The organism is Streptomyces sp. NPDC021100 (assembly GCF_044333095.1).
Lineage (GTDB): Bacteria > Actinomycetota > Actinomycetes > Streptomycetales > Streptomycetaceae > Streptomyces.
In genome coordinates this window covers 34,543-52,280 of sequence record NZ_JBIRQH010000014.1, presented here as the reverse complement: position 1 = coordinate 52,280, position 17,738 = coordinate 34,543, and the positions used below count along the sequence as shown (strand labels likewise).

Sequence of the window (17,738 nt, the reverse complement as noted above, 5' to 3'; positions counted from 1 at the left end):
CCTTTCCGTCGGTCGCCTCCCCCGACAAGTGGGCATGCGCCCACTAGAGTGGGCGCATGCCCACTCCCTTGCCCGAGGGAGCACATCCCTCACCTCACGCGCCCCATCTTGCCCGCCACGTCGCGGAGTCGTTCGGCGCGGACCCCGAGCGCTACGACCGGGCGCGGCCCCGCTACCCCGACGCACTGATCCGCCGGATCACCGCCGCGGGCCCCGGCCCCCTCGACGTCCTCGACGTCGGCACCGGAACCGGCATCGTCGCCCGGCACTTCCGCGCGGCCGGCCACCGCGTGCTCGGCGTGGAGGTCGACGACCGGATGGCCGCCTGGGCGCGGCGCGGCGGACTCGCCGTGGAGACCGGCGCCTTCGAGACCTGGGACCCCTCCGGCCGGACCTTCGACGCCGTCGTCTCCGGACAGACCTGGCACTGGATCGACCCCGCCGCCGGCCCGGTGAAGGCCGCCGAGGCGCTGCGGCTGGGCGGCCGGCTGGCCGTCTTCTGGAACGCGGCGCTGCCGTCCCCCGAGGTGGCGGAGGCGTTCGCCGCGGTCTACGACCGGCTGCTGCCCGGCTCCCTCGCCGCCCGCCAGTGGACACCGGGCCCGGACCCCTATGGCCCGCTGTGCGCGCGGGCGGCCGACGGCATCCGGGGCTCGGGCGCGTTCGGCGCGCCGGAGCGGTGGCGGTTCGACTGGGAGCGGACGTACACCCGGGACGAATGGCTGGACCAACTTCCCACGTCGGGCGCCCACACGGGGCTTCCGCCAGAGGTCCTGGAGCGGGTGCTGGACGGCGTCGGCGCGGCCGTCGACGGGCTGGGGGGAGCGTTCACGCTGCGGTACGCGGCCGTGGCGGTCACGGCGGTACGCGCCTGACGCGGCGTCAACCAGGGCCTGACGTTGCTCCACCGAGTGAAGGTCCACTAAGGTCGGCGACGTGACTGCCGGGTCGGCCATGGGCCATACACGAGCAGGGTTCCCGGCCTCGGAGTGAGTGTGAGGCGGGTGAGAGCCCCGCCTTCCTTTCCGCGTCTTCCGTTCCGCGGGCGCCTGTTGTGGCGCGCCGCGCATCAGCGAACCCCTGACACGGAGAAACACACACCCATGCCGCACGCACCACAGTCCTCGCCCGCCCCCGCGGTCGAGTCCGTCACGCCCGTCGTCCAGCTGAACCACACCGCCGTCTACGCCGCGGACCGCCGGCAGTCAGCGGAGTTCCTCGCCGGCGTCCTGGGCGTGGAAGTCGGCGCGCCCTTCGGGCCGTTCCTCCCCGTCGACCTCGGCAACGGGGTGACGCTCGACTACTGCGAGAAGCGCGACGAGCCGATCCAGTCGCAGCACTACGCGTTCCTCGTGCCGGAGGAGCGGTTCGACGGCATGATCGACCGGCTGGAGGCGCTCGGGGTCACCTACTACGCGGATCCGCACCACGCCGAACCGGGCCGGGTCAACGGCTGGTTCGGCGGGCGCGGCGCGTACTTCGAGGACCCGTCGGGTCATAACATGGAGATCATGACCCGCCCCTACGTCCGCCCGTAGCGGCAGGGCCCGTAGCGGCGGGCGCGGCCCCGGCTACGCCTGGACGCCGGCGGGACGGCGCGGCTCACGCCACATGCCCCACAGCGTGGGCCCGCCGCCCGGCAGCACCATCTCCTCGCGCACGGTGAAGCCGAAGTGCTCGTAGACGGGGATGTTGGACTCCTTGGAGGACTCCAGGTAGGTGGGCATGCCCGAGGCGTCGGCCTTGGCCAGCCCGGAACGCAGCAGGGCGGACCCCTGCCCCTGACCCTGGGCGGCCGGGTCGGCACCGATCAACGCCAGGGACCAGTGCGGCTCCTGAGGCGTGTGCCGGGCGGCCGTCTCGACGGCCTCCCCGAACAGCCCGGCCCGGTCGCCGAGCAGGGCCACCAGCTCCTGAATGGTCTCCGCGTCGGGCACGGCCTTCTCCTGTGCCTCCGGCGCCACCCAGAACGCGGCAGCGTCCGCGGTGCGCTCGCACACGCCGTTGAGGACATACTGCCGGCTGAAAATCGTCGAGAAGTAGGCGGTCAACGACGCTTCGCGCGAAGCCTCCTCGGGGAAGAACCAGCGCATCATCGGGTCGTCGTCGAAGGCACGGGCCAGAAAGCGGCTGATCGAAGCGGCATCGTCGATGACCGCCGCCGTCGGCGTGTTCGTTATCGGCATACGTGTATTGTGCATCCAGCGATCTTGGCCCGCGGACGGGGGTCGGGTTCCGGCCGATCGCTGTTGCGATGCGCCCCCGGACGCTCCCCCACCGTCACCGGCCCGCTAACCTCCCGGAACCCGGGGTGCGAGGCCGTGGGACGTGACGGAGGTGGCTGTGCGATCCCCTGGAGAAGCGGCACGCGCCCGCCTGGAATGGTGGGCCAACAGCGAGATGTGCCTGATCAGCGCTCCCGTTCGGGTGACCGCCGGGCCCGGTGGTCATGCCTGGGAGGCGGTGGCCGAGACGGATCCGGGCCACGCGGAGAGCGAGGAGCTGCGGCAACTCGCCCGGAAAGACCCCTGGTTCACCCTCAGACTGGCGGACGGATCGAGCGTCCCGGTCGAGGTGGAGCCGTCGGGGGACGTCCTGAAGCTGCGGGAGGCCGCGGACGGCGCGGGGGCGCCTCGCTGACCGCCCCGCACGCGCCCGCGCGCGCCCGGACATGACCCAGAGCACGTTTACGCCGCACGCGGCAGGGTGTTACGTTCGCGCCGACGCGAGAGACGCGTGTGATCACGGATGAGGAGGTCGATGAATATGGCCGTCGCAGGCCTTCTTCGGCATCCCCTCATCCGGCCCGCGCACTAGCCGAACAGCGTGGTCCGGTCGCCACAACGACCAGGAGAATCACGTGCATTCCCCCATCGCGACACCCCGCACCCAGCTGACCACCGAGCGCCTCGTCCTGCGCCCCTGGACCACCGCCGAGGCCGCGGCGGTCCTCGCCGGCGCCCGCTCGGCGCAGTGGGCGGACGACTTCCCCGCCGAAGGCGACCACGTCATCGCCGGCCTTCTCCGGCAGAACCCGGCATGGCTCGGCGAGCACGGCCACCGGTTGGTCGTCGAACGGTCCGGCGGTCACCTCGTGGGCTCCATCGGCCTGTTCTGGCCGCCCGCCGAGGGGGTCCTGGAGCTCGGATACGGCATCGTGGCCTCCCGACGCGGCCGGGGCTACGCCACCGAGGCCACCCGGGCCCTGGCGGTGTTCGCCCTCGCCGCACCCGGCGTCCACACCGTGTCCGCCGGTGCCGAGCTGTCGAACCCGGCGTCCGTCCGCGTCCTGGAGAAGGCGGGCTTCCGCCGCTCCGCCACCGACGGCGACGTGGCCCGCTTCGAGCTCACCGCACCGGAGCGGTACGCCCGGTGACCCCGGGGGCCGACGGCTCTCACCGGCCTGCCACCGGCCCGCCGTCGGCCCCGACCGTCACCTGAACGAGCGATGTTCACCCCAGTCCCCCGGCATCACACTCGAAGGCGGGCGGTGCGTACTCCGCACGCATCGCAGGGTGAAGGAGGACCGTGATGTTCCTCGTGACCACGCGTGGCTGGCCCGCCGCCGGGGCCTCGGCCCTGCTCCTGGCGGCGACGGCCGCACTGCCGAGCACCGCGGCCGGCGCCGCGCGCACCCCGCTGGCGACCGTCAACTGCGCCGGTTCGATCAACGTGAACGTGCACCCCGTCAACGGCGCCGTCGACGGCAAGAGCGGCAGCGACTTCCGCTGTGCGACGCCCGATCAGTCCTTCGCGGCCGTACTGACGATCTCCGGCTCGGTGACCGGCAGCGGCGACCTCTTCTTCACCACGAGAACCACCGACAGCCTCAAGCGGTCGGACACCGGCCAGGTCATCACCTTCTCCATCGACCGCCGCTTCGACCGGGACAGCGCCGGAGCGTCCGGCAACGCCACCGAACGCGGCTCCAGCGGCCAGGCGAACGACTCCGGGACGGGCTTCTTCGGCACCGGGACGGGCCTGGTCACCTTCGTCATCAACAACAACTACCTGCTCGACGTCCACACCTGAGGGCACGGTCGGTCGCACCCTCACCCGGTCACAGCCGGTCCCCTCCCCCGCCCGGCCGCCACCTTGAGCAACCGCTCGGCGGCCACCCGCGCCCCGTCTCCCCGGACGGTGCCCGCCACCTCCCGCGCCCGTGCGCCGGTCCCGGGCTCCAGCGCCGTGGCGAGCGCGGCGGACAGCGACGCGGCCGTAGGCGCCGGCCCGCCGTGGCCGTGCACCGCGCCGATGCCCAACTCGGCGACCCGGGCGCCCCAGTAGGGCTGATCCGCGATCAGCGGAACCACCACCTGCGGCGCCCCGGCCCGCGCCGCCGCCGTCGTGGTGCCCGCGCCGCCGTGGTGCACGACGGCGGCCACCCGGCGGAACAGCGCCTGCTGGTTGACCTCGCCCACGACGAAGCAGTCGCCGGCGTCGTCCACCGGGGCCAGGCCGGCCCAGCCGCGCGCGAAGAGGACGCGGCGCCCCCGCGCCCGGCACGCCTCGACGGCCACCCGGGCGATGCCCTCGGGGGCGTGCGCGGCCATGCTGCCGAAGCCCACGTACACCGGTGGCGCGCCCGCGTCCAGGAACTTCTCCAGGTCGTCCGGGAGCGGGCGGTCGTCGGGCAGGATCCACGGCCCCGTCCGCACGAGGTCGAAGTCCGTCATGCCCTCCGACGGGCACAGCGTCGGGTCCGCCGCGAGCCACGGCCGGCCGACGAAGACGTGGTCGCGGACGTTGTCGACGGGCGGCAGGCCGAGCGCCGCCCGGTGGGTGTTCAGCGCCTCGCCGTACAGGGCGTTGACGCGCTCGGCGTCCTGCCGCCACAGCACCCGCAGGTCGGTCTCGCCCTCGGGGGACGGGGTGCCGGGGCGCGCGCCGGGGCGGAAGCGGGGTGACGGCAGCCCGTAGATGTGGAAGCAGGCGTACACGTAGCCGATGCCGAGCTTCTGGGCCACGTCCCGCGCCCCCGCCGGCATCAGGCCGGTCGCCAGGACGACGTCACAGCCCTCGGCCGCCGCCGTGAGCGTCTCGAAGCGGGCGGCGACGAGCGCGGGGGGCGAGCCGGAACGCGTCCTCCCGCGTGGGCGGCCGGGTGCCGGACACCACCGGCCGTACCGCCGGCCCCAGCGGCACGAACCGCACCCCGGCCCGCTCGAGCAGCACCGCGAACTCCTCGTCCGGCGGCGCGCAGACGCGCGCCTCCCCACCGAGCTCCCGCACCGCGGCCGCCAGTCCCGCGATCGGTTCGACGTCCCCGCGCGATCCCATGCCGTGAGCAGTACTCGCATCCTTCGCGACCCCTATGTCCGTTCGATCCGGCTTTGGCCGCTGATTGTGCGGGGTGGTGGGGGCCTTGCCGCAAGTCCCCTGTTGGGTTATACGTTGAGAGTGGCGAGGAGTGCGTGTTCTCCTCGCCTTCGTCGATTCCCCCCTCCGGGACCGTTGTGGCCCGTCATGGATGACGGTCCCCGAGCGGGCCGGCCGGGCGCCGTTGCCGCAGGACGGTGATCGTGCGCTCGCACCAGTCGCGGTTGCCCTGTTCGAAGGCGAGGCCGCGCAGGCAGGTGAGGTACGGGCCGACGCGGTCGCCGTGGCGGAGGAACTCCTCCTCCGTGCGGTCACCGCGCATGCCGCCCAGCAGCCTGCCGAAGAGGTCGATCTTGGCCTGGGCGAAGGCGGCGCGCTCGGCGAGTTGGGCGATCAGCGCGTCGGTGTCGACCTCGTCGGCGGCCTGGACCTTGACGAGCAGGTCGTCACGGATGAAGGAAGGCTTCGCGGACGCGGCCGCGAACGCCTCCAGTTCGGCCCGCCCGGCGTCGGTCACCCGGAACAGCCGCTTGGTGGGCCGGGTTTCCTGGACCACCTCCCGGCCCGCGACGAGCCCGTCCTTCTCCAGGCGGCTCAACTCGGCGTAGAGCTGCTGCGGCCGCGCGTGCCAGAAGTTCGCCACGCCCAGGTCGAACGCCTTGGTCAGCTCATACCCGCTGAGCTCCCCCTCCAGCAGTGCCGCCAGCACGGCGTGCCGTAGCGCCATCGGATCGCCTTCCTCCATCTCCCTGTCCCGCCCTGCCGCACCCCTGTCGCGAGGCGCACCAGCATGGTACTCATGAATATGAGTAATCACCTTTATGAGTAGCAGGAGCGTGAGCCAGGCATGACCACTGCCGACCGATCCCGCACCACCGACCGATTCCGCGCCGCCGTCGACAACCGCGATCTGGCGGCCCTGGACGACCTGTTCACCGAGGACATCCGCTTCTACAGTCCCGTCAAGTTCACTCCCCTCGAAGGCAAACCGATGGTGCTCCGCCTCTTCGGCGTGCTGCTGCGCACCTTCCACGACTTCCGCTACGTCGGCGACCACACGGGCACCGCGCAGACCAGCGCCGACGGCACCCCGGCCCCGTCGGCGGTGCTGCTCTTCCGCGCCCGGGCGGGCGGCAAGGAGATCCACGGGATCGACCTGCTGCACTTCGACGAGGACGGCCGCATCAAGGAGTTCACGGTCATGGTCCGTCCCCAGTCCGCCGCCCTCGCACTGGGCGAAGCGGTCCACGCCGGCCTGGTCGCGGACGCCGACCCGGGGGCGGATGCCGGCCGGTAGGCGGGCCCCGAGCGACCACGGGTTCAGGCCGTGCAACCCATCGTGTAACCCACCGCCCGGGCCCGCGCGGCCACCGCGTCGAAGTCGGCGGTCGAGGACAACGCGGTCACCGTCCGGCGGCTCAGCGGCGCGCCGGCCAGGACCGCCGCCACGGCGTCACGGTCGACGCCCTGCTCGAGGCAGTCCTCGGCGTAGTCGGCGTACGCGTCCGCGCCGCGGTCGGTGAGCAGGCCGAACAGCCAGCCGGAGCCGTCCGTTTCGTCGTCGGCGAACTCGACCGGGCCGTGCCGCCAGGCCGCCGCGCCCTTCTCCCGCCATACGCACACCGTCGCGTCGAAGAATCCGTCGAGCCGGAACTCCGGCGTCTCCGCGTACCGCGCGAGGGGCGCGGGCAGCCCGTCGAGGAGGCCGCGCCAGTGCACGCGCGGCCACTCCCGCCAGGGAGTGGCCGCGCTCTCGTGGTCGAACCCGTAGAGGAACACGCCGGCCGGGTCGAAGACGACGGCGTACTCGTCGCCGGAGCCGTTGTCCATGGTGGCCAGGCCGACGCCCGGCCGCCAGTCGGGCGTGAACGAGTGGGCGGGAAAGGACGGATCGAGGACGAAGTCGAGCAGGGCGAGTGCCCGGCAATGGGACTGGAGGGCATCCGGGTCGGGCAGCAGCTTCACCAGCGTGTGAACGGTCATGGCTCCATTGAACCGCCCACCACTGACATCGCCCCGACCCTCAGCCCCCAGCCCCCAGCCCCCGGCTACGCGCGCGCTGGACGACCCGGAAGTTCCCCATCATCGCCACGTCCTCGTGTTCGAGGGTTGTGGCAGTGCGGCATGTACCGCCCCCGGTAGCCGGCGAACCGCACCAGCACCTCCACCACCTCGAACGGGCGGACGTCCACCGTGTCCTTCCAGCCGGCGTCCGGGGCGGCGGGCGGCCTGCCGCCGCGTGCCGCGACCTGGAACTGGGCGAGGTGGACGTGGACGGGGTGGTGGAAGTCGCTGCTGAAGCGCCAGCGTTCCACCGTGCCCAGGCGCGGTGCCGCCAGGTCGGCCCGGGGGTCGAAGGGGCGGCCGTTGACGGTCCAGAGCGGACGGCCCTCGCCCGCGTTCGTGCGGCGGAAGTCGAAGGTGCGGACCGGCAGGTCGGCGCGCGGCGCCAGGTGCTCGTAGGAGGTGGCGAGGCGGGGAGGGGCGCGGCTGTCGTCCCGGCCCCCGCGCAGGACGTCGAAGCGCATGACGTCCCGCATGCCGCCCCGGGCCGCCGTGTTGCGCAACGTGACGCGCGTGCCGAGCGGGTGGCCGCCGAAGTCGGCGACGACGTCGGCCCGTTCTCCGGGGGCCAGGGTGACGCTACGCAGCGGCCGCGGGGCGAGGAGGAGGCCGCCGCCGCTGCCGACCTGGAGGAACCCCGCGCGGGGCCCCTGGTCGGCCTCCGGGGTGAGCTGGTAGCGGCGGGCGTTGGAGGCGTTGAGGAGGCGGAAGCGGTGGCGGGTGGCCGAGACCTCCAGGACGGGCCAGGGCGCGCCGTTGACGAGCTGGACGTCGCCGAGCACCCCGTCCGGGAAGGCGTCGTGGACGCGGCCGGGGGCCGGGTAGCGGAAGGAGCCGTCCTCGTCGAACGAGCGGTCGCACAGCATCAGCGGGATGTCGCGGTCACCGCCGGGTAGCGGAAGCCGGTCCTCCTCCTCGTCGCGGACAAGGAAGAAGCCCGCCAGGCCGCGCCAGACCTGCGGGGCGCTGAAGTCCATGCGGTGGTCGTGGTACCAGAGCGTCGCGGCCCGCTGCGGCAGCGGGTAGGCGTAGTCGCGGTACCCGACGGCGACGCGGCCGTCCGGCACGTCGCCCGCCATGCCGTCGTGGGTCCGTGTCCCGCGCACCCGGCCCGGTGCACAACCGGCCGGGAGGAGCAGGTCGGTGGGGTAGCCGTCCGACTCCGGCGGGGTGACGCCGCCGTGCAGGTGCGTCACCGTCGGAACGCCGAGGCTGTTGCGCACCCGGAGCACCGCCCCGCGCCCCGAGCGGGCGGTGAACGTCGGACCGGGGAAGATCCCGTCGTACCCCCACGCCGTCGTCCTGCGGCCGGGCAGGATCTCGACGCGGCCCTCGCGCTGCTCCACCTCGTAGACGTCCGTTCCCCGTTCGCGGCGCGCGGGCCGGGCCACGGGCGGTACGGGCAGGGGGACGCCGAAGGGCCTCGGCGGCGGGCCCGCGCTCGCCGGCACCCGGCCGGTCGACGCGCCCGCCAGCCGGGACCAGCCCGCCGCCCCCACCGTCACCGCCGCACCGGCACCGGCCGTCAGCCCCAGCACCCCGCGTCGGCTCAGGAGCCTCACCCGGCCACCTCCGTGACGGCGACGGCGGGGGTGACACGGTGCGAGAACGCCCAGTACGCCATGGCCGTCGCGCAGCCGAAGACGGCCATGCCCAGCGGCATGTGCCCGGCCAGCGCACGCGCCTCGCCGAGCCCCCGCTGTATGCCCACCAGCACCACCAGCCCCGCGCTCACCACCGCCGGCCAGCCGGGGGCGCGCAGCCACCGCCACACCACCAGGGCGGCGGCCGTCTCGACGACGGTCAGGGCGCTCAGCACACCCGCGTTGGCCGCGTGCCAGGCGAGCAAATCCAGATCGCCGGTGACGAAGAGGCCGGCCAGGGCGGCCTGGACGAGCGTGTCCAGCAGCACCGCCACGGCTGCGGCTCGCAGCACGCGCATCGGCCACACGCGCCCCGGCCGTCGGGGCCCGTTCACCGATCCGTCACGGCGCCCGCTCACCGGTCCGCCCCGGCGGCCAGCGCCCGCTCGTACGCCTCGAAGCCGTCCTCGACCCCCAGGAACACCTCGCCGAACGTCAGGTACCCCTCGGCGATGACGGGTGTGTCCCGCAGCGCCTCGACCAGGAAGTAGTACGCGCCCAGGTCATCCGTCTCCAGCACGACGAAGTCCGAGAAGCGGCCGTTGAACGCCTCGGCGTCGAAGAAGCGGGCCCGGACCCGGTCCGCGTAGGCGGCGAAGACGGGCTCCAGGTGCGCGGCACGCATCGCGTTGCGCTGTTCACGCGAGAGGGCCAGCCAGCGCGGGGTGACCGTGTAGGTGAGGACGATGCCGTACGTCATTCCAGACTCCCCCGAGGAGACAGCTCATTGCTAACACCGTTAACTTTCCGGGAGAAGGTAAAGTTACAGGTGTTCACTTTGTCAAGCGGGAAGGCGGGCCGAGCCCGATGACCAGCAATGCGGGACCGCGCACCGGCCGCCGCCACCGGGTGCGCGAGGAGGCGCTGGCGGAGATCCTGCGCACAGGCCGGCGGCTCCTCGTCGAGGAGGGGCCGGGGGCCGTCACCCTGAGGGCCATCGCCCGCGAGATGGGCATGACCGCGCCCGGCCTCTACCGCTACCACGCCGGCCACCGCGACCTGATCCAGGCCCTGGCCTCGTCCCTCTACGACGAACTCGCCGCCACCCTGGCCGCCGCCCGCGACCGCCACCCGGACACCGAGCCGGGGAGGCAACTGCGCGAGGCCTGCCGCGAGTTGCGCCGCTGGGCGCTCGCCCACCCCCGCGAGTTCGGGCTGCTGTTCGCCAAGCCGGACGCGGACGCGGACACCACGCCCGGCACCGCCGCCCACGACTCCGGCTGGCGTTTCGGCGGCGTCCTCCTCGGCCTCATGGTCCGGCTGTGGCGCGACGGAACGATCCGCCCGCCCGCCGGCCTCGACCCCGCGTGGACGGCGCAACTGGAGGAGGTCCGCGAGCATCTCGACGGCGAGCCGGTGCCGTTGGACGTCATCTACGTGTTCGTCGCCTGCTGGGCGCGCCTGTACGGGACGGTCGCCGTCGAGGTCTTCGGACACCTCGACTTCGCCCTCACCGACCCCGAGCCCCTCTTCGAGCGCACCCTCGACGACATCCTGACCGCTCTGGGCGTCACGGACGTACGGCCTGGGACCGTACGGGGCCGAACGGTGAAAGGCTGAGCGGCTGAGCGCGATCAGGATGCCCGGCCGGCCGGCTGGACGGAGTCCGGGCCGACGCTCGTCTGCACCGCGTGCGGGGTGCGCCGCTTCCCCGACTACGCGGCCCTGTGGTGGCCGACCTGGGAGTACCGGGCGGTGGGCCCGTACAGACCCTGGGTGCGGGACGGCCGGGTCCGTCCCGTCACGGAGTCATGTGCTGTCGTCCCGACGCATGACACGCATCCTGAAGCGCAGGCTGTCCGGCGTACCTCGGTCGTCGAAGTCGAGGAACGCCACAGGCCCGCCGGGCGAGTCGAAGGTCCGGCGGTCGCGTGGAGCGAGCGGAAGGCCGGGGTGGCCCTCGATGTGGGCGAGCAGGCCGTCACCGGTCGGCGCGATGTCGACAGCGGCCGCTTGTGAGACGTACCGGCCCGCGTAACGGGACAGGTCCACTGGGCCGGGGTCCGTTTCCGGACCGGGTGGCGGCCCAGGCCGGTCGAGCAGCGCGGTGACGGCGTCGATCCCCTGGTCGGAGTTGGTGAGCACGACGACGGCGGTCCGGGTGGCGGGGTCGGCGGCGATCAGGCCGGACTGGCCGGGATTGGCGCCGCCGACGCGCACGCTGGACTGAACCGCGTTGGCCCAGACCATCCAACCGAATCCGGCGCCGAGCATCGTCGCCACGCCGCCGGGGGCCGGTACGTGCAGCGTGCGCATGACCTCCGTGCCGGGTCTGCGCAGATGCGCCAGGGTGAAGCGGCCGAGGTCGGCCGAGGTGGACACCAGGGTGCCGCCGGCCGGGTCGAGGCCGCGCGTGCACATCGGGTTGTCGATCCGCCGGGGCAACACCGCCGGTTCGCCGCCACGGACCACATGACCGCGGACGGAGCTCAGGTCGTGTTCGGCGTCCACGCCGGTGACGAAGCCCGTGTCGCGCATACTCGCCGGGTCGAGGACCTTCTCGCGGAGCGCCTCTCGCCACGTCCGCCCCAGCAGGACTTCGACCAGTCGGCCCGCGAGGACGACGCCGCCGTTGCAGTAGGAGAACGTCGCACCCGGCGGGAACAGCGAGCCCGCGCCTCGCAGCATCTCCACATAGCGCGCGATGGCGTCGTCGTTCCCGGTGTCGACGAAGACGTCGCCGGCGTCCAACCCCGAGGAGTGCGACAGCAGATGACGTACGAGCACGCCGCCCCAGGGTCCGGGGACGAACCGGGCCAAGGGGTCGTCCAGACCGAGCAGGCCGTCGAGGACGCAGCGCATCACCAGGTCGGCCGTAAGGAGCTTGGTGACGGAGCCGACCCGGAACCCGGTGCCGGTGGTCATCGGCTCGCCGGTCTCCGCGTCGGCCACGCCCGCCGCCCCCACGCCCACCGTGCCGCCGGCGACACCCGCGACCTGCACACCGACGACCGACGGTAGTGCCGCCAGCCGTTCGGCCGTCGCCTGCGGGTCGGCGGCCAGGGTTCCGATGGGGTCGAGCGCGAGGTCGTCGAGGGCGTTCGGCACGGATTCCACCACACACTTCCCAACGTCATGAGGATGAGGACGGCCGACGGGAGGATCCGCCGCCACGGTGATCACGCTTCGGGGGCGAGGCCGAGATGCTCCTCCAGGCGTGCGATGCGCCGGTTCAGCGGTTCCAGCTCGGCACGCACGGCCGCGGCGAGTGCGTCCCGCGCGTCGGCGGGCTTCCGCGGCCGGCCCTGTCCGTCTTCGGCCCGCAGGTGGACGTAGCCCGCGAGCGCGGCGGTGACGGCTCGGCGGACGAGCTTGGGATCGGCTCCCAGCGCCCGTAGTACCTGACCGGCGATGCCGTCGGGTTCGGCGGCCAGGCCCAGCAACAGATGTTCGCAGCCGACGTAGTTGTGGCCGAGGGCGGCCGCCTCGGTGACGGCCAGTTCCAGGGCGCGGGCCGCGGGTCCGTCGGGTCGGCGTGGATCGCCGTCGGGCAGGGTGGCCACCTGTTGTCCGGACCGGCGGCGGGCCAGTTCCCGTCCGACCCGTTCCGGCTCGATCTCCATCGCGCGCAGCACGTGCAGGGCCAGGTTGGTGCCCTCGTCCAGCATCGCGCCCAGCAGGTGGTGGGTGGCCGTCCTCGGGGCGCCTGCGTTCCGTGCCCGTTCCACCGCCAGTCCGAGCACGGTGCGCGCCCGCGCGGTGAAGTGCGCCAGCGCCCCGGTCGGTGCGTCACCGGCATCGGCCAGGATCGCCTCCGGGACGGCGGTCACCCGGCGTACGGCCTGTTCCAGAGCCCGTTGGCACACCGCCGACACCGGGACGCCGGTCTTCTTGACCGCCTCGGCCAGATCATCGGGCAGATAGACGTTGACCTTTGGCATGCCCCCTACCGTAACCCCATAGGGGTTATGGGTCGAGAGGTGCGCCGCGCCTGAGTCCAACAACTGGCCCGGACTAGCTGGCGATTGGCCGTACCATGGGCCGCCACCAGAGGGCGGCGCACGCGTGAGGGAGATGCCGCCGGCCGCCAACTGCCGCCATCCGGCGCCCGGCTGGACGGAGTCCTGGCCGGCGCTCGTCTGCACAGCCTGCGGGGTGCGCCGCTTCCCGGACTACGCGGCCCTGTGGTGGCCGGCCCAGGAGTACCGGGCGGCGGGGCCGCGCCCGTTCATCGGCGGCCGTCGCCCTGTGCCGCAGAGCTTTGAGCCCGTGTCACCGATGTCCGATCGGTAAAGGCCCCTGTCACGGGCGCGCTGCCACCGCGCCGTACGGCGGGTGGGACCGAGCACCGCCCCGGCCGGCCGGCACCGACGATGGCCGGTACCGTCGCGGCCGGGGCGGTCGTGCTGCCGCCGGCCACCGCCGTCGCAGAGGGGCCGGGCCGCCGCTAGCGCAGGTGCCGGGTGAAGAACCGGGCCGCGGCGTCCCCCGCGAACTGCGGGACGCCGGTATGTCCTCCCATATTGGCGTGCAGCGTCTTCTCCTCGGAACCGAACGCGTCGAAGAGGTCCAGGGCCGCCTGCCGGTCGTTGCCCTCGTCGTCCCACTGCAGCAGGACGTGCAGGGGAATGGTGACGCGGCGGGCCTCCTCGAACATGGCGCGAGGGATGAAACTCCCGGCGAACAGGACAGCGGCCGAGATGCGCGGCTCGACCACCGCCAGCCGGGTCCCGATGGAGATCACTCCCCCTGAGTACCCGACAGGACCGCCGATTTCGGGCAGCGACAACAAGGCGTCCAGGGCGGTCTGCCATTCCGGGACCGCCCGGTCGACCAGGGGGAGGACGAGGGCGTCGATGATCTCGTCGCCGACCGGCTCGCCGGCCTCCATGGCCCGGCGCAGGGCGGCGCGGGCCTGTTCGGCGGCGGGCCAACGGGGCCGGTCGCCGCTTCCGGGCAGTTCGATGGTGGCCGTGGCGAAGCCGTCCGCCGCGGAGTGCCGGGCTCGGGCCACCAGCCGGGGGTACGCCTTGCGCAGTCCGAGGGGAGGGGGGCCGAGCAGGATCAGCGGCACCGGTGCGGACAAGGATGCGGATGCGGGCGTCCACAGGATGCCGGGGATCTCACCGAGGGTGAACTCGCGCTCGAGGAGGCCGTCGTCGAGGCGTCGTTCAGAAGTGACATGCATGGTCGTGCCTTTCGGGAGTGCACGGAACGGCGCTCCCGGGCGACGACCTATCGCCCGACCGTGACCCCGGAGGAGAGCACCCACGTCGATACGTTCACGGGTACCACCTCCTCGATGTCTTGCACGGCTGCGGGAAGGTTAGCAGACAGTGGGATCAGCCTTCGATGAGACGAACAGGCATCGCGCCCCACGCTCGCCCCGCACTCGGATCCGCCTCGAACTCGCGTGCGAGCACGATGCAAAGGGCCCGCGTTCGCCCGCCCGGATGGCACCGACGGGCGCCCGTTTCATCCCGTACGCCCCGTGGTACCCCTGCCGCAAGCATGCGGAGGTGCGGGGATGACCGAGAGCGTGGGCGTGGCCGAGAGCGTGACCGAGGCGGAGCGCGGGAGCACGTCGCGGGGGACGGCCTCGACGGCGGTGACGTTGGCGACGCAGATCTGCCGGTTCGACGACGTCCTGGGCGCGGCGGAGGCGGACCGGCTGCTGGAGGAGGGGTGCCACGCGCTGATGGACGAGGTGAGGGGGCGGGGCGCGGGGGCGGAGGCGATGGTTCCGCCGACGTGGCGGTGCGCGGACCAGGCCGCCCGGTTCCCGTCGCTCACCGCCGTGGTGACGCGGCTGGCGCCGATGGTGATGACGATGCTGGGGGTGCCGGTGGTGGATCCCCGGGTGTCGTTCGGGTTCACGATGCACAACGAACTGCCGCCCGACGCGCGGCGGCAGGACCCGCCCGTACGCGACAGCGAGGCCCCGGGGTCGGAGTCGGGCTCGGGCAGTACGCACCGCATCTCGTTCATCTACCACCTGCACCGCAGGCCACGCGGGTTCACCGGCGGCCAGACGCGGATCTACGACACGACCGTCCGCGAGGGGCACCCGGGTATCGCGGAGTCGTTCCGGGACGTGCAGCCGGACCACGACTCGCTGGTCTTCTTCCCGTCCGACGCCTGGTACCAGGTGCGTCCGGTGGCCTCGCCGTCGGCGAAGCTGCTCGACAGCCGGTTCGCCTTCCACGGCCGGCTCGGCTCCGGTCCCCGGTGAGCGGGGAGACCGGCTCATGACCGCCGCGGCGCCCGCGCGTCTGACCGTCGGCACGGCCGTCCACGACGACTACGACGGCGCGTACTTCACGCTCCTCTCCCTCCGCCTCCACCACCCCGAGGCCGCCGACCGCGTCGACCTGCTCGTCGTGGACGGCGATCCGGACGGTCCGGGCGGCGCGGGCCTGCCGGCACTGGCGGACACCGTCCCGCGCCTGCGCCGCGTACCCGCCGGGCACCTGCGCGGCAGCGCGCTGCGGGACCTCGTCGTCCGGGAGGCCCGGACGGAGTGGGTGCTGACGGTGGACCCGGGCGTCCTGCTCGCGCCGGGTGCCCTCGCCGGCCTCCTCGCGTACGCGGACGAGCACCCGCACTCCCCCGACCTGCTGCACGGGCCGCTGCTCGGGGACGGTCTACGCGACATGCGGACCCACCTCGACCCGGTGTTCGACGGCGCGTCGTTCGGCACGCCGGGGTGCAATCCGCGCGGGACGGATCCGGCGGCGCCGCCGTTCGAGATCGGCATGCAGGATCTCGGGCTGTTCGCCTGCCGTACGGACGTCTGGCCGGGGCTCAACCCGCGGCTACGGGGGGCGGGGGCGGAAGTGGGGTCGCTGCACAAGCGGTTCCGGGCGGCGGGGGCGCGGGCACTGTGCCTGCCGTTCCTGCGCTGGACGCGGCGGTCGGTCCGGCCGCCCGGCACGGCCGTTCCCGTGGAGACCGCCGACCGCTGCCGCGATCACCTCCTCGCGTGGGAGGAGGCGGGCCTGGCCGTCGAGCCCGTCGTCGACCACTACCGCGAGGCGTGCGGTGACGTCGTCGACGACTGGGTGGCCGAGCACGCCGCCGAACGCGGGCATCCGCTGGACGAGTTCGACGCGCTGGTGTGCGTCAACGCCGACGCCGACGTGCACCGCTGGGTGGCCGCCCACCGCCGCTTCCGGCGGCTGGGCATCGCCGGGCGCGTACGCCGCCTCCCGGCGCCCGCCGTCCCCGGCGAACCGGCGGCCGGGTACGCCCTCGCACACCGGACGGCCGTCGCCGAGGCGCGGCAGCGGGGGCTGCGGCACGTGCTGGTCTTCGAGGACGACGTCGTCTTCTGCCACGACGCGACGAGCGTGCTCCGGGCGCACGTCGCGGAGCTGGCCGACCGGCGGTGGACCGTCTGCCGGTTCGGCGGGGCGGCGGTCGCGTACCACGCGCGCGTCTTCGACCGGCTGCTGGACGAACTCCCCGAAAAGGAGGCGGAGATGAGGGCCTGGGCCGGCGGGCACGGGGGTCTGGAGCGGTTCTGCGCCCGGCACTTCGCCGACACGCTCGTCCGGGTCTCGCCCGCGGTGACCTCGCGGGAACTGGCGGATCCGGAGGCCGGGGCGTACCGGGGAGCCGGGGCGTATCGGGAGGCCGGCCTGCGGTGAGGCGGCTCGGTGCCACCGTCGCAGGGGGTGGTCCGGCGCGTCGAGCGGCCGACGCACCGGACCACTTCGTGCTCTGTGTACGGCCTCTACCAGAGCCAACGATGCGTCGGCTTGTTCCTGAAGACGCGCCGGAGGGCTGCGATCACGACCGATCACCTCCTTTCCCTTGCCTCCCCCCTCCCTTCCGGTTCAAGACGCTGTGGCGGCGCGGTGCAGGACGAAGGGCCGCGGAACGGCGGCGTCCGTCACCACCGGGTACGTGGCACTCGCCGGGACGCTCAGGCGGGCCCCCGCGCCGAGGCGGTCCATCGCCGTGGCGACCATGCTGTGGGCGACCCCCGCGGCCGCACACGCGAACGGGCCCGCGCCGAACGGCAGATAGGGGCCGCAGCCGTCCGGCCGTGGCCACCGCTCGGGGTCGAAGATCCTGGGCTCGGTCCAGCGGTGCTCGTCGTGGTGGAGCAGGTACGGGCTCACGGACAGGGTCGTTCCGGTGGGGAAGCGGACGCCGCCGAACCTCCTGCGGGTACGGGACGCGGCGCCCGACCACCCAGACCATCGGGCGGTAGCGGGCGGCCTCGCGCACGAGCGAGTCCGTCGGCCACGGCCAGGGCCGGGACGCGCCTCCCGGGGCGTGGAGACAGGCCAGCAGCAGCGACCACGCCGGCACGTACCCGACGTTGCGCACGACGGACTGGTGGATCACCCGGTACAGGTCGGCCGCCGCCCGGTCGCCGAGGTCGTCGGGGCAGGCGAGCAGGACCGTGTCGAGGAGATCGCGCGGGCGTCGGGGAACGGTCTGCCGCCGCCGCTCTCGTACGTGGGCGAGCAACGCCCCGACCAGCCTGGCCCGCAGCACCTCCGCCCGCGCCCGCTGCCGTACGCGGGGCTGCCGGACGAGGACACCGCCGTGTACGGACCGGTGCGTCAGCCGCCGCAGCGGAGGCGCGGCGTCCGGGTGCAGCAGCAGATCCGCCGCGCTGCGGAAGACCAGGTCGGGGCCGGTGACGGGCCACGGGCTGGCGGGGGCCAGCCGGGCCACGGCGTTCTCCATGCCGGTGCGGAAGGCGGGTTCGTACGCGCGCAGCGCCTGGCGGGCCTCGCGGCCTACGGCGATCTGGGC

20 protein-coding genes and 2 pseudogenes are annotated in these 17,738 nt (G+C 73.5%); 11 read left to right on the top strand and 11 right to left on the bottom strand.

The window, feature by feature from the left end; translation table 11 throughout:
* Positions 1–56: 56 nt before the first annotated feature.
* Together ACH4PU_RS23755 and ACH4PU_RS23750 are read left to right on the top strand one after the other, a co-directional pair.
* Entirely contained in the window at positions 57–875 is an 819-nt protein-coding gene (locus ACH4PU_RS23755; protein WP_398275459.1) for a class I SAM-dependent methyltransferase, read from the top strand.
* A 228-nt stretch (positions 876–1,103) separates the two neighbouring features.
* Positions 1,104–1,538 carry a VOC family protein gene (locus ACH4PU_RS23750; protein ID WP_398275456.1) on the top strand — a complete coding sequence of 145 codons (435 nt, stop codon included), beginning with the start codon at positions 1,104–1,106 and terminating at the stop codon, positions 1,536–1,538.
* A 33-nt stretch (positions 1,539–1,571) separates the two neighbouring features.
* On the opposite strand, the gene ACH4PU_RS23745 is transcribed toward ACH4PU_RS23750, so the two are convergent.
* Complete coding sequence (locus ACH4PU_RS23745; RefSeq protein WP_398275453.1) at positions 1,572–2,186, bottom strand: GNAT family N-acetyltransferase; 615 nt, start codon at positions 2,184–2,186, stop codon at positions 1,572–1,574.
* A 157-nt stretch (positions 2,187–2,343) separates the two neighbouring features.
* Between ACH4PU_RS23745 and ACH4PU_RS23740 the strand changes: the two genes are divergently transcribed.
* The 3 genes from ACH4PU_RS23740 (at position 2,344) to ACH4PU_RS23730 (ending at position 4,032) form a co-directional block, all read left to right on the top strand.
* Positions 2,344–2,640 carry a hypothetical protein gene (locus ACH4PU_RS23740; RefSeq protein WP_398275450.1) on the top strand — a complete coding sequence of 99 codons (297 nt, stop codon included), beginning with the start codon at positions 2,344–2,346 and terminating at the stop codon, positions 2,638–2,640.
* A 220-nt stretch (positions 2,641–2,860) separates the two neighbouring features.
* Positions 2,861–3,376 carry a GNAT family N-acetyltransferase gene (locus ACH4PU_RS23735; protein WP_398275447.1) on the top strand — a complete coding sequence of 172 codons (516 nt, stop codon included), beginning with the start codon at positions 2,861–2,863 and terminating at the stop codon, positions 3,374–3,376.
* A gap of 155 nt (positions 3,377–3,531) precedes the next feature.
* Positions 3,532–4,032, top strand: a complete 501-nt coding sequence (locus ACH4PU_RS23730; RefSeq protein ID WP_398275444.1) for a hypothetical protein — start codon at positions 3,532–3,534, stop codon at positions 4,030–4,032.
* Positions 4,033–4,052: 20 nt separating this feature from the next.
* Here ACH4PU_RS23730 and ACH4PU_RS23725 read toward each other — a convergent pair.
* A pseudogene (locus ACH4PU_RS23725) lies at positions 4,053–5,300 on the bottom strand (glycosyltransferase).
* Between the two features lie 164 nt (positions 5,301–5,464).
* Entirely contained in the window at positions 5,465–6,046 is a 582-nt protein-coding gene (locus ACH4PU_RS23720) for a PadR family transcriptional regulator (protein ID WP_398275441.1), read from the bottom strand.
* 120 nt (positions 6,047–6,166) lie between these two features.
* Here ACH4PU_RS23720 and ACH4PU_RS23715 point away from each other — a divergent pair, with 120 nt between their 5' ends.
* Positions 6,167–6,616, top strand: coding sequence for a nuclear transport factor 2 family protein (locus ACH4PU_RS23715; protein ID WP_398275438.1), 450 nt, complete (start codon positions 6,167–6,169; stop codon positions 6,614–6,616).
* 23 nt (positions 6,617–6,639) lie between these two features.
* On the opposite strand, the gene ACH4PU_RS23710 is transcribed toward ACH4PU_RS23715, so the two are convergent.
* The 4 genes from ACH4PU_RS23710 to ACH4PU_RS23695 all read right to left on the bottom strand — a co-directional run bounded on the left by ACH4PU_RS23710 (position 6,640) and on the right by ACH4PU_RS23695 (position 9,726).
* Positions 6,640–7,302, bottom strand: coding sequence for a hypothetical protein (locus ACH4PU_RS23710; RefSeq protein WP_398275435.1), 663 nt, complete (start codon positions 7,300–7,302; stop codon positions 6,640–6,642).
* Between the two features lie 65 nt (positions 7,303–7,367).
* On the bottom strand, positions 7,368–8,945 hold the full coding sequence (locus ACH4PU_RS23705) for a multicopper oxidase family protein (protein WP_398275432.1): 1,578 nt from the start codon (positions 8,943–8,945) through the stop codon (positions 7,368–7,370).
* Positions 8,942–9,325, bottom strand: coding sequence for a hypothetical protein (locus ACH4PU_RS23700; RefSeq protein ID WP_398275429.1), 384 nt, complete (start codon positions 9,323–9,325; stop codon positions 8,942–8,944). The genes ACH4PU_RS23705 and ACH4PU_RS23700 overlap by 4 nt, the downstream gene beginning before the upstream one ends.
* Positions 9,326–9,381: 56 nt before the next feature.
* Complete coding sequence (locus ACH4PU_RS23695) at positions 9,382–9,726, bottom strand: darcynin family protein (RefSeq protein ID WP_398275426.1); 345 nt, start codon at positions 9,724–9,726, stop codon at positions 9,382–9,384.
* 107 nt (positions 9,727–9,833) lie between these two features.
* Between ACH4PU_RS23695 and ACH4PU_RS23690 the strand changes: the two genes are divergently transcribed.
* Positions 9,834–10,586, top strand: coding sequence for a TetR/AcrR family transcriptional regulator (locus ACH4PU_RS23690; protein WP_398275423.1), 753 nt, complete (start codon positions 9,834–9,836; stop codon positions 10,584–10,586).
* A gap of 36 nt (positions 10,587–10,622) precedes the next feature.
* Positions 10,623–10,763, top strand: a pseudogene (locus tag ACH4PU_RS23685) (DUF6255 family natural product biosynthesis protein); the annotation flags it as partial.
* 12 nt (positions 10,764–10,775) lie between these two features.
* Here ACH4PU_RS23685 and ACH4PU_RS23680 read toward each other — a convergent pair.
* Positions 10,776–12,074, bottom strand: coding sequence for a serine hydrolase domain-containing protein (locus ACH4PU_RS23680; RefSeq protein WP_398275420.1), 1,299 nt, complete (start codon positions 12,072–12,074; stop codon positions 10,776–10,778).
* Between the two features lie 71 nt (positions 12,075–12,145).
* Entirely contained in the window at positions 12,146–12,907 is a 762-nt protein-coding gene (locus ACH4PU_RS23675; protein ID WP_398275417.1) for a Clp protease N-terminal domain-containing protein, read from the bottom strand.
* 133 nt (positions 12,908–13,040) lie between these two features.
* Here ACH4PU_RS23675 and ACH4PU_RS23670 point away from each other — a divergent pair, with 133 nt between their 5' ends.
* Positions 13,041–13,259: a DUF6255 family natural product biosynthesis protein gene (locus ACH4PU_RS23670; RefSeq protein ID WP_398275806.1), complete on the top strand. Its 219-nt coding sequence runs from the start codon at positions 13,041–13,043 to the stop codon at positions 13,257–13,259.
* Between the two features lie 154 nt (positions 13,260–13,413).
* Here ACH4PU_RS23670 and ACH4PU_RS23665 read toward each other — a convergent pair whose 3' ends face one another.
* Positions 13,414–14,154, bottom strand: a complete 741-nt coding sequence (locus tag ACH4PU_RS23665) for an alpha/beta hydrolase (protein ID WP_398275414.1) — start codon at positions 14,152–14,154, stop codon at positions 13,414–13,416.
* Between the two features lie 339 nt (positions 14,155–14,493).
* Here ACH4PU_RS23665 and ACH4PU_RS23660 point away from each other — a divergent pair, with 339 nt between their 5' ends.
* Together ACH4PU_RS23660 and ACH4PU_RS23655 are read left to right on the top strand one after the other, a co-directional pair.
* A complete protein-coding gene (locus ACH4PU_RS23660; protein WP_398275411.1) occupies positions 14,494–15,198 on the top strand; it encodes a 2OG-Fe(II) oxygenase in 705 nt (234 codons plus the stop codon).
* Positions 15,199–15,214: 16 nt separating this feature from the next.
* Positions 15,215–16,615 (top strand): hypothetical protein, encoded by a 1,401-nt coding sequence (locus ACH4PU_RS23655; RefSeq protein ID WP_398275408.1) that lies wholly within the window; start codon positions 15,215–15,217, stop codon positions 16,613–16,615.
* 189 nt (positions 16,616–16,804) lie between these two features.
* Here ACH4PU_RS23655 and ACH4PU_RS23650 read toward each other — a convergent pair whose 3' ends face one another.
* Positions 16,805–17,092 (bottom strand): cytochrome P450, encoded by a 288-nt coding sequence (locus ACH4PU_RS23650; RefSeq protein WP_398275405.1) that lies wholly within the window; start codon positions 17,090–17,092, stop codon positions 16,805–16,807.
* Positions 17,093–17,738 lie beyond the last annotated feature (646 nt).

Bases quoted from the DNA above. Each gene is read 5' to 3' on its own strand.
- ACH4PU_RS23755 (WP_398275459.1), top strand. From the start codon at position 57: ATGCCCACTCCCTTGCCCGAGGGAGCACATCCCTCACCTCACGCGCCC.
- ACH4PU_RS23750 (WP_398275456.1), top strand. From the start codon at position 1,104: ATGCCGCACGCACCACAGTCCTCGCCCGCCCCCGCGGTCGAGTCCGTC.
- ACH4PU_RS23745 (WP_398275453.1), bottom strand. From the start codon at position 2,186: ATGCCGATAACGAACACGCCGACGGCGGCGGTCATCGACGATGCCGCT.
- ACH4PU_RS23730 (WP_398275444.1), top strand. From the start codon at position 3,532: ATGTTCCTCGTGACCACGCGTGGCTGGCCCGCCGCCGGGGCCTCGGCC.
- ACH4PU_RS23720 (WP_398275441.1), bottom strand. From the start codon at position 6,046: ATGGCGCTACGGCACGCCGTGCTGGCGGCACTGCTGGAGGGGGAGCTC.
- ACH4PU_RS23715 (WP_398275438.1), top strand. From the start codon at position 6,167: ATGACCACTGCCGACCGATCCCGCACCACCGACCGATTCCGCGCCGCC.
- ACH4PU_RS23710 (WP_398275435.1), bottom strand. From the start codon at position 7,302: ATGACCGTTCACACGCTGGTGAAGCTGCTGCCCGACCCGGATGCCCTC.
- ACH4PU_RS23700 (WP_398275429.1), bottom strand. From the start codon at position 9,325: ATGCGCGTGCTGCGAGCCGCAGCCGTGGCGGTGCTGCTGGACACGCTC.
- ACH4PU_RS23695 (WP_398275426.1), bottom strand. From the start codon at position 9,726: ATGACGTACGGCATCGTCCTCACCTACACGGTCACCCCGCGCTGGCTG.
- ACH4PU_RS23690 (WP_398275423.1), top strand. From the start codon at position 9,834: ATGACCAGCAATGCGGGACCGCGCACCGGCCGCCGCCACCGGGTGCGC.
- ACH4PU_RS23675 (WP_398275417.1), bottom strand. From the start codon at position 12,907: ATGCCAAAGGTCAACGTCTATCTGCCCGATGATCTGGCCGAGGCGGTC.
- ACH4PU_RS23670 (WP_398275806.1), top strand. From the start codon at position 13,041: ATGCCGCCGGCCGCCAACTGCCGCCATCCGGCGCCCGGCTGGACGGAG.
- ACH4PU_RS23665 (WP_398275414.1), bottom strand. From the start codon at position 14,154: ATGCATGTCACTTCTGAACGACGCCTCGACGACGGCCTCCTCGAGCGC.
- ACH4PU_RS23660 (WP_398275411.1), top strand. From the start codon at position 14,494: ATGACCGAGAGCGTGGGCGTGGCCGAGAGCGTGACCGAGGCGGAGCGC.
- ACH4PU_RS23655 (WP_398275408.1), top strand. From the start codon at position 15,215: ATGACCGCCGCGGCGCCCGCGCGTCTGACCGTCGGCACGGCCGTCCAC.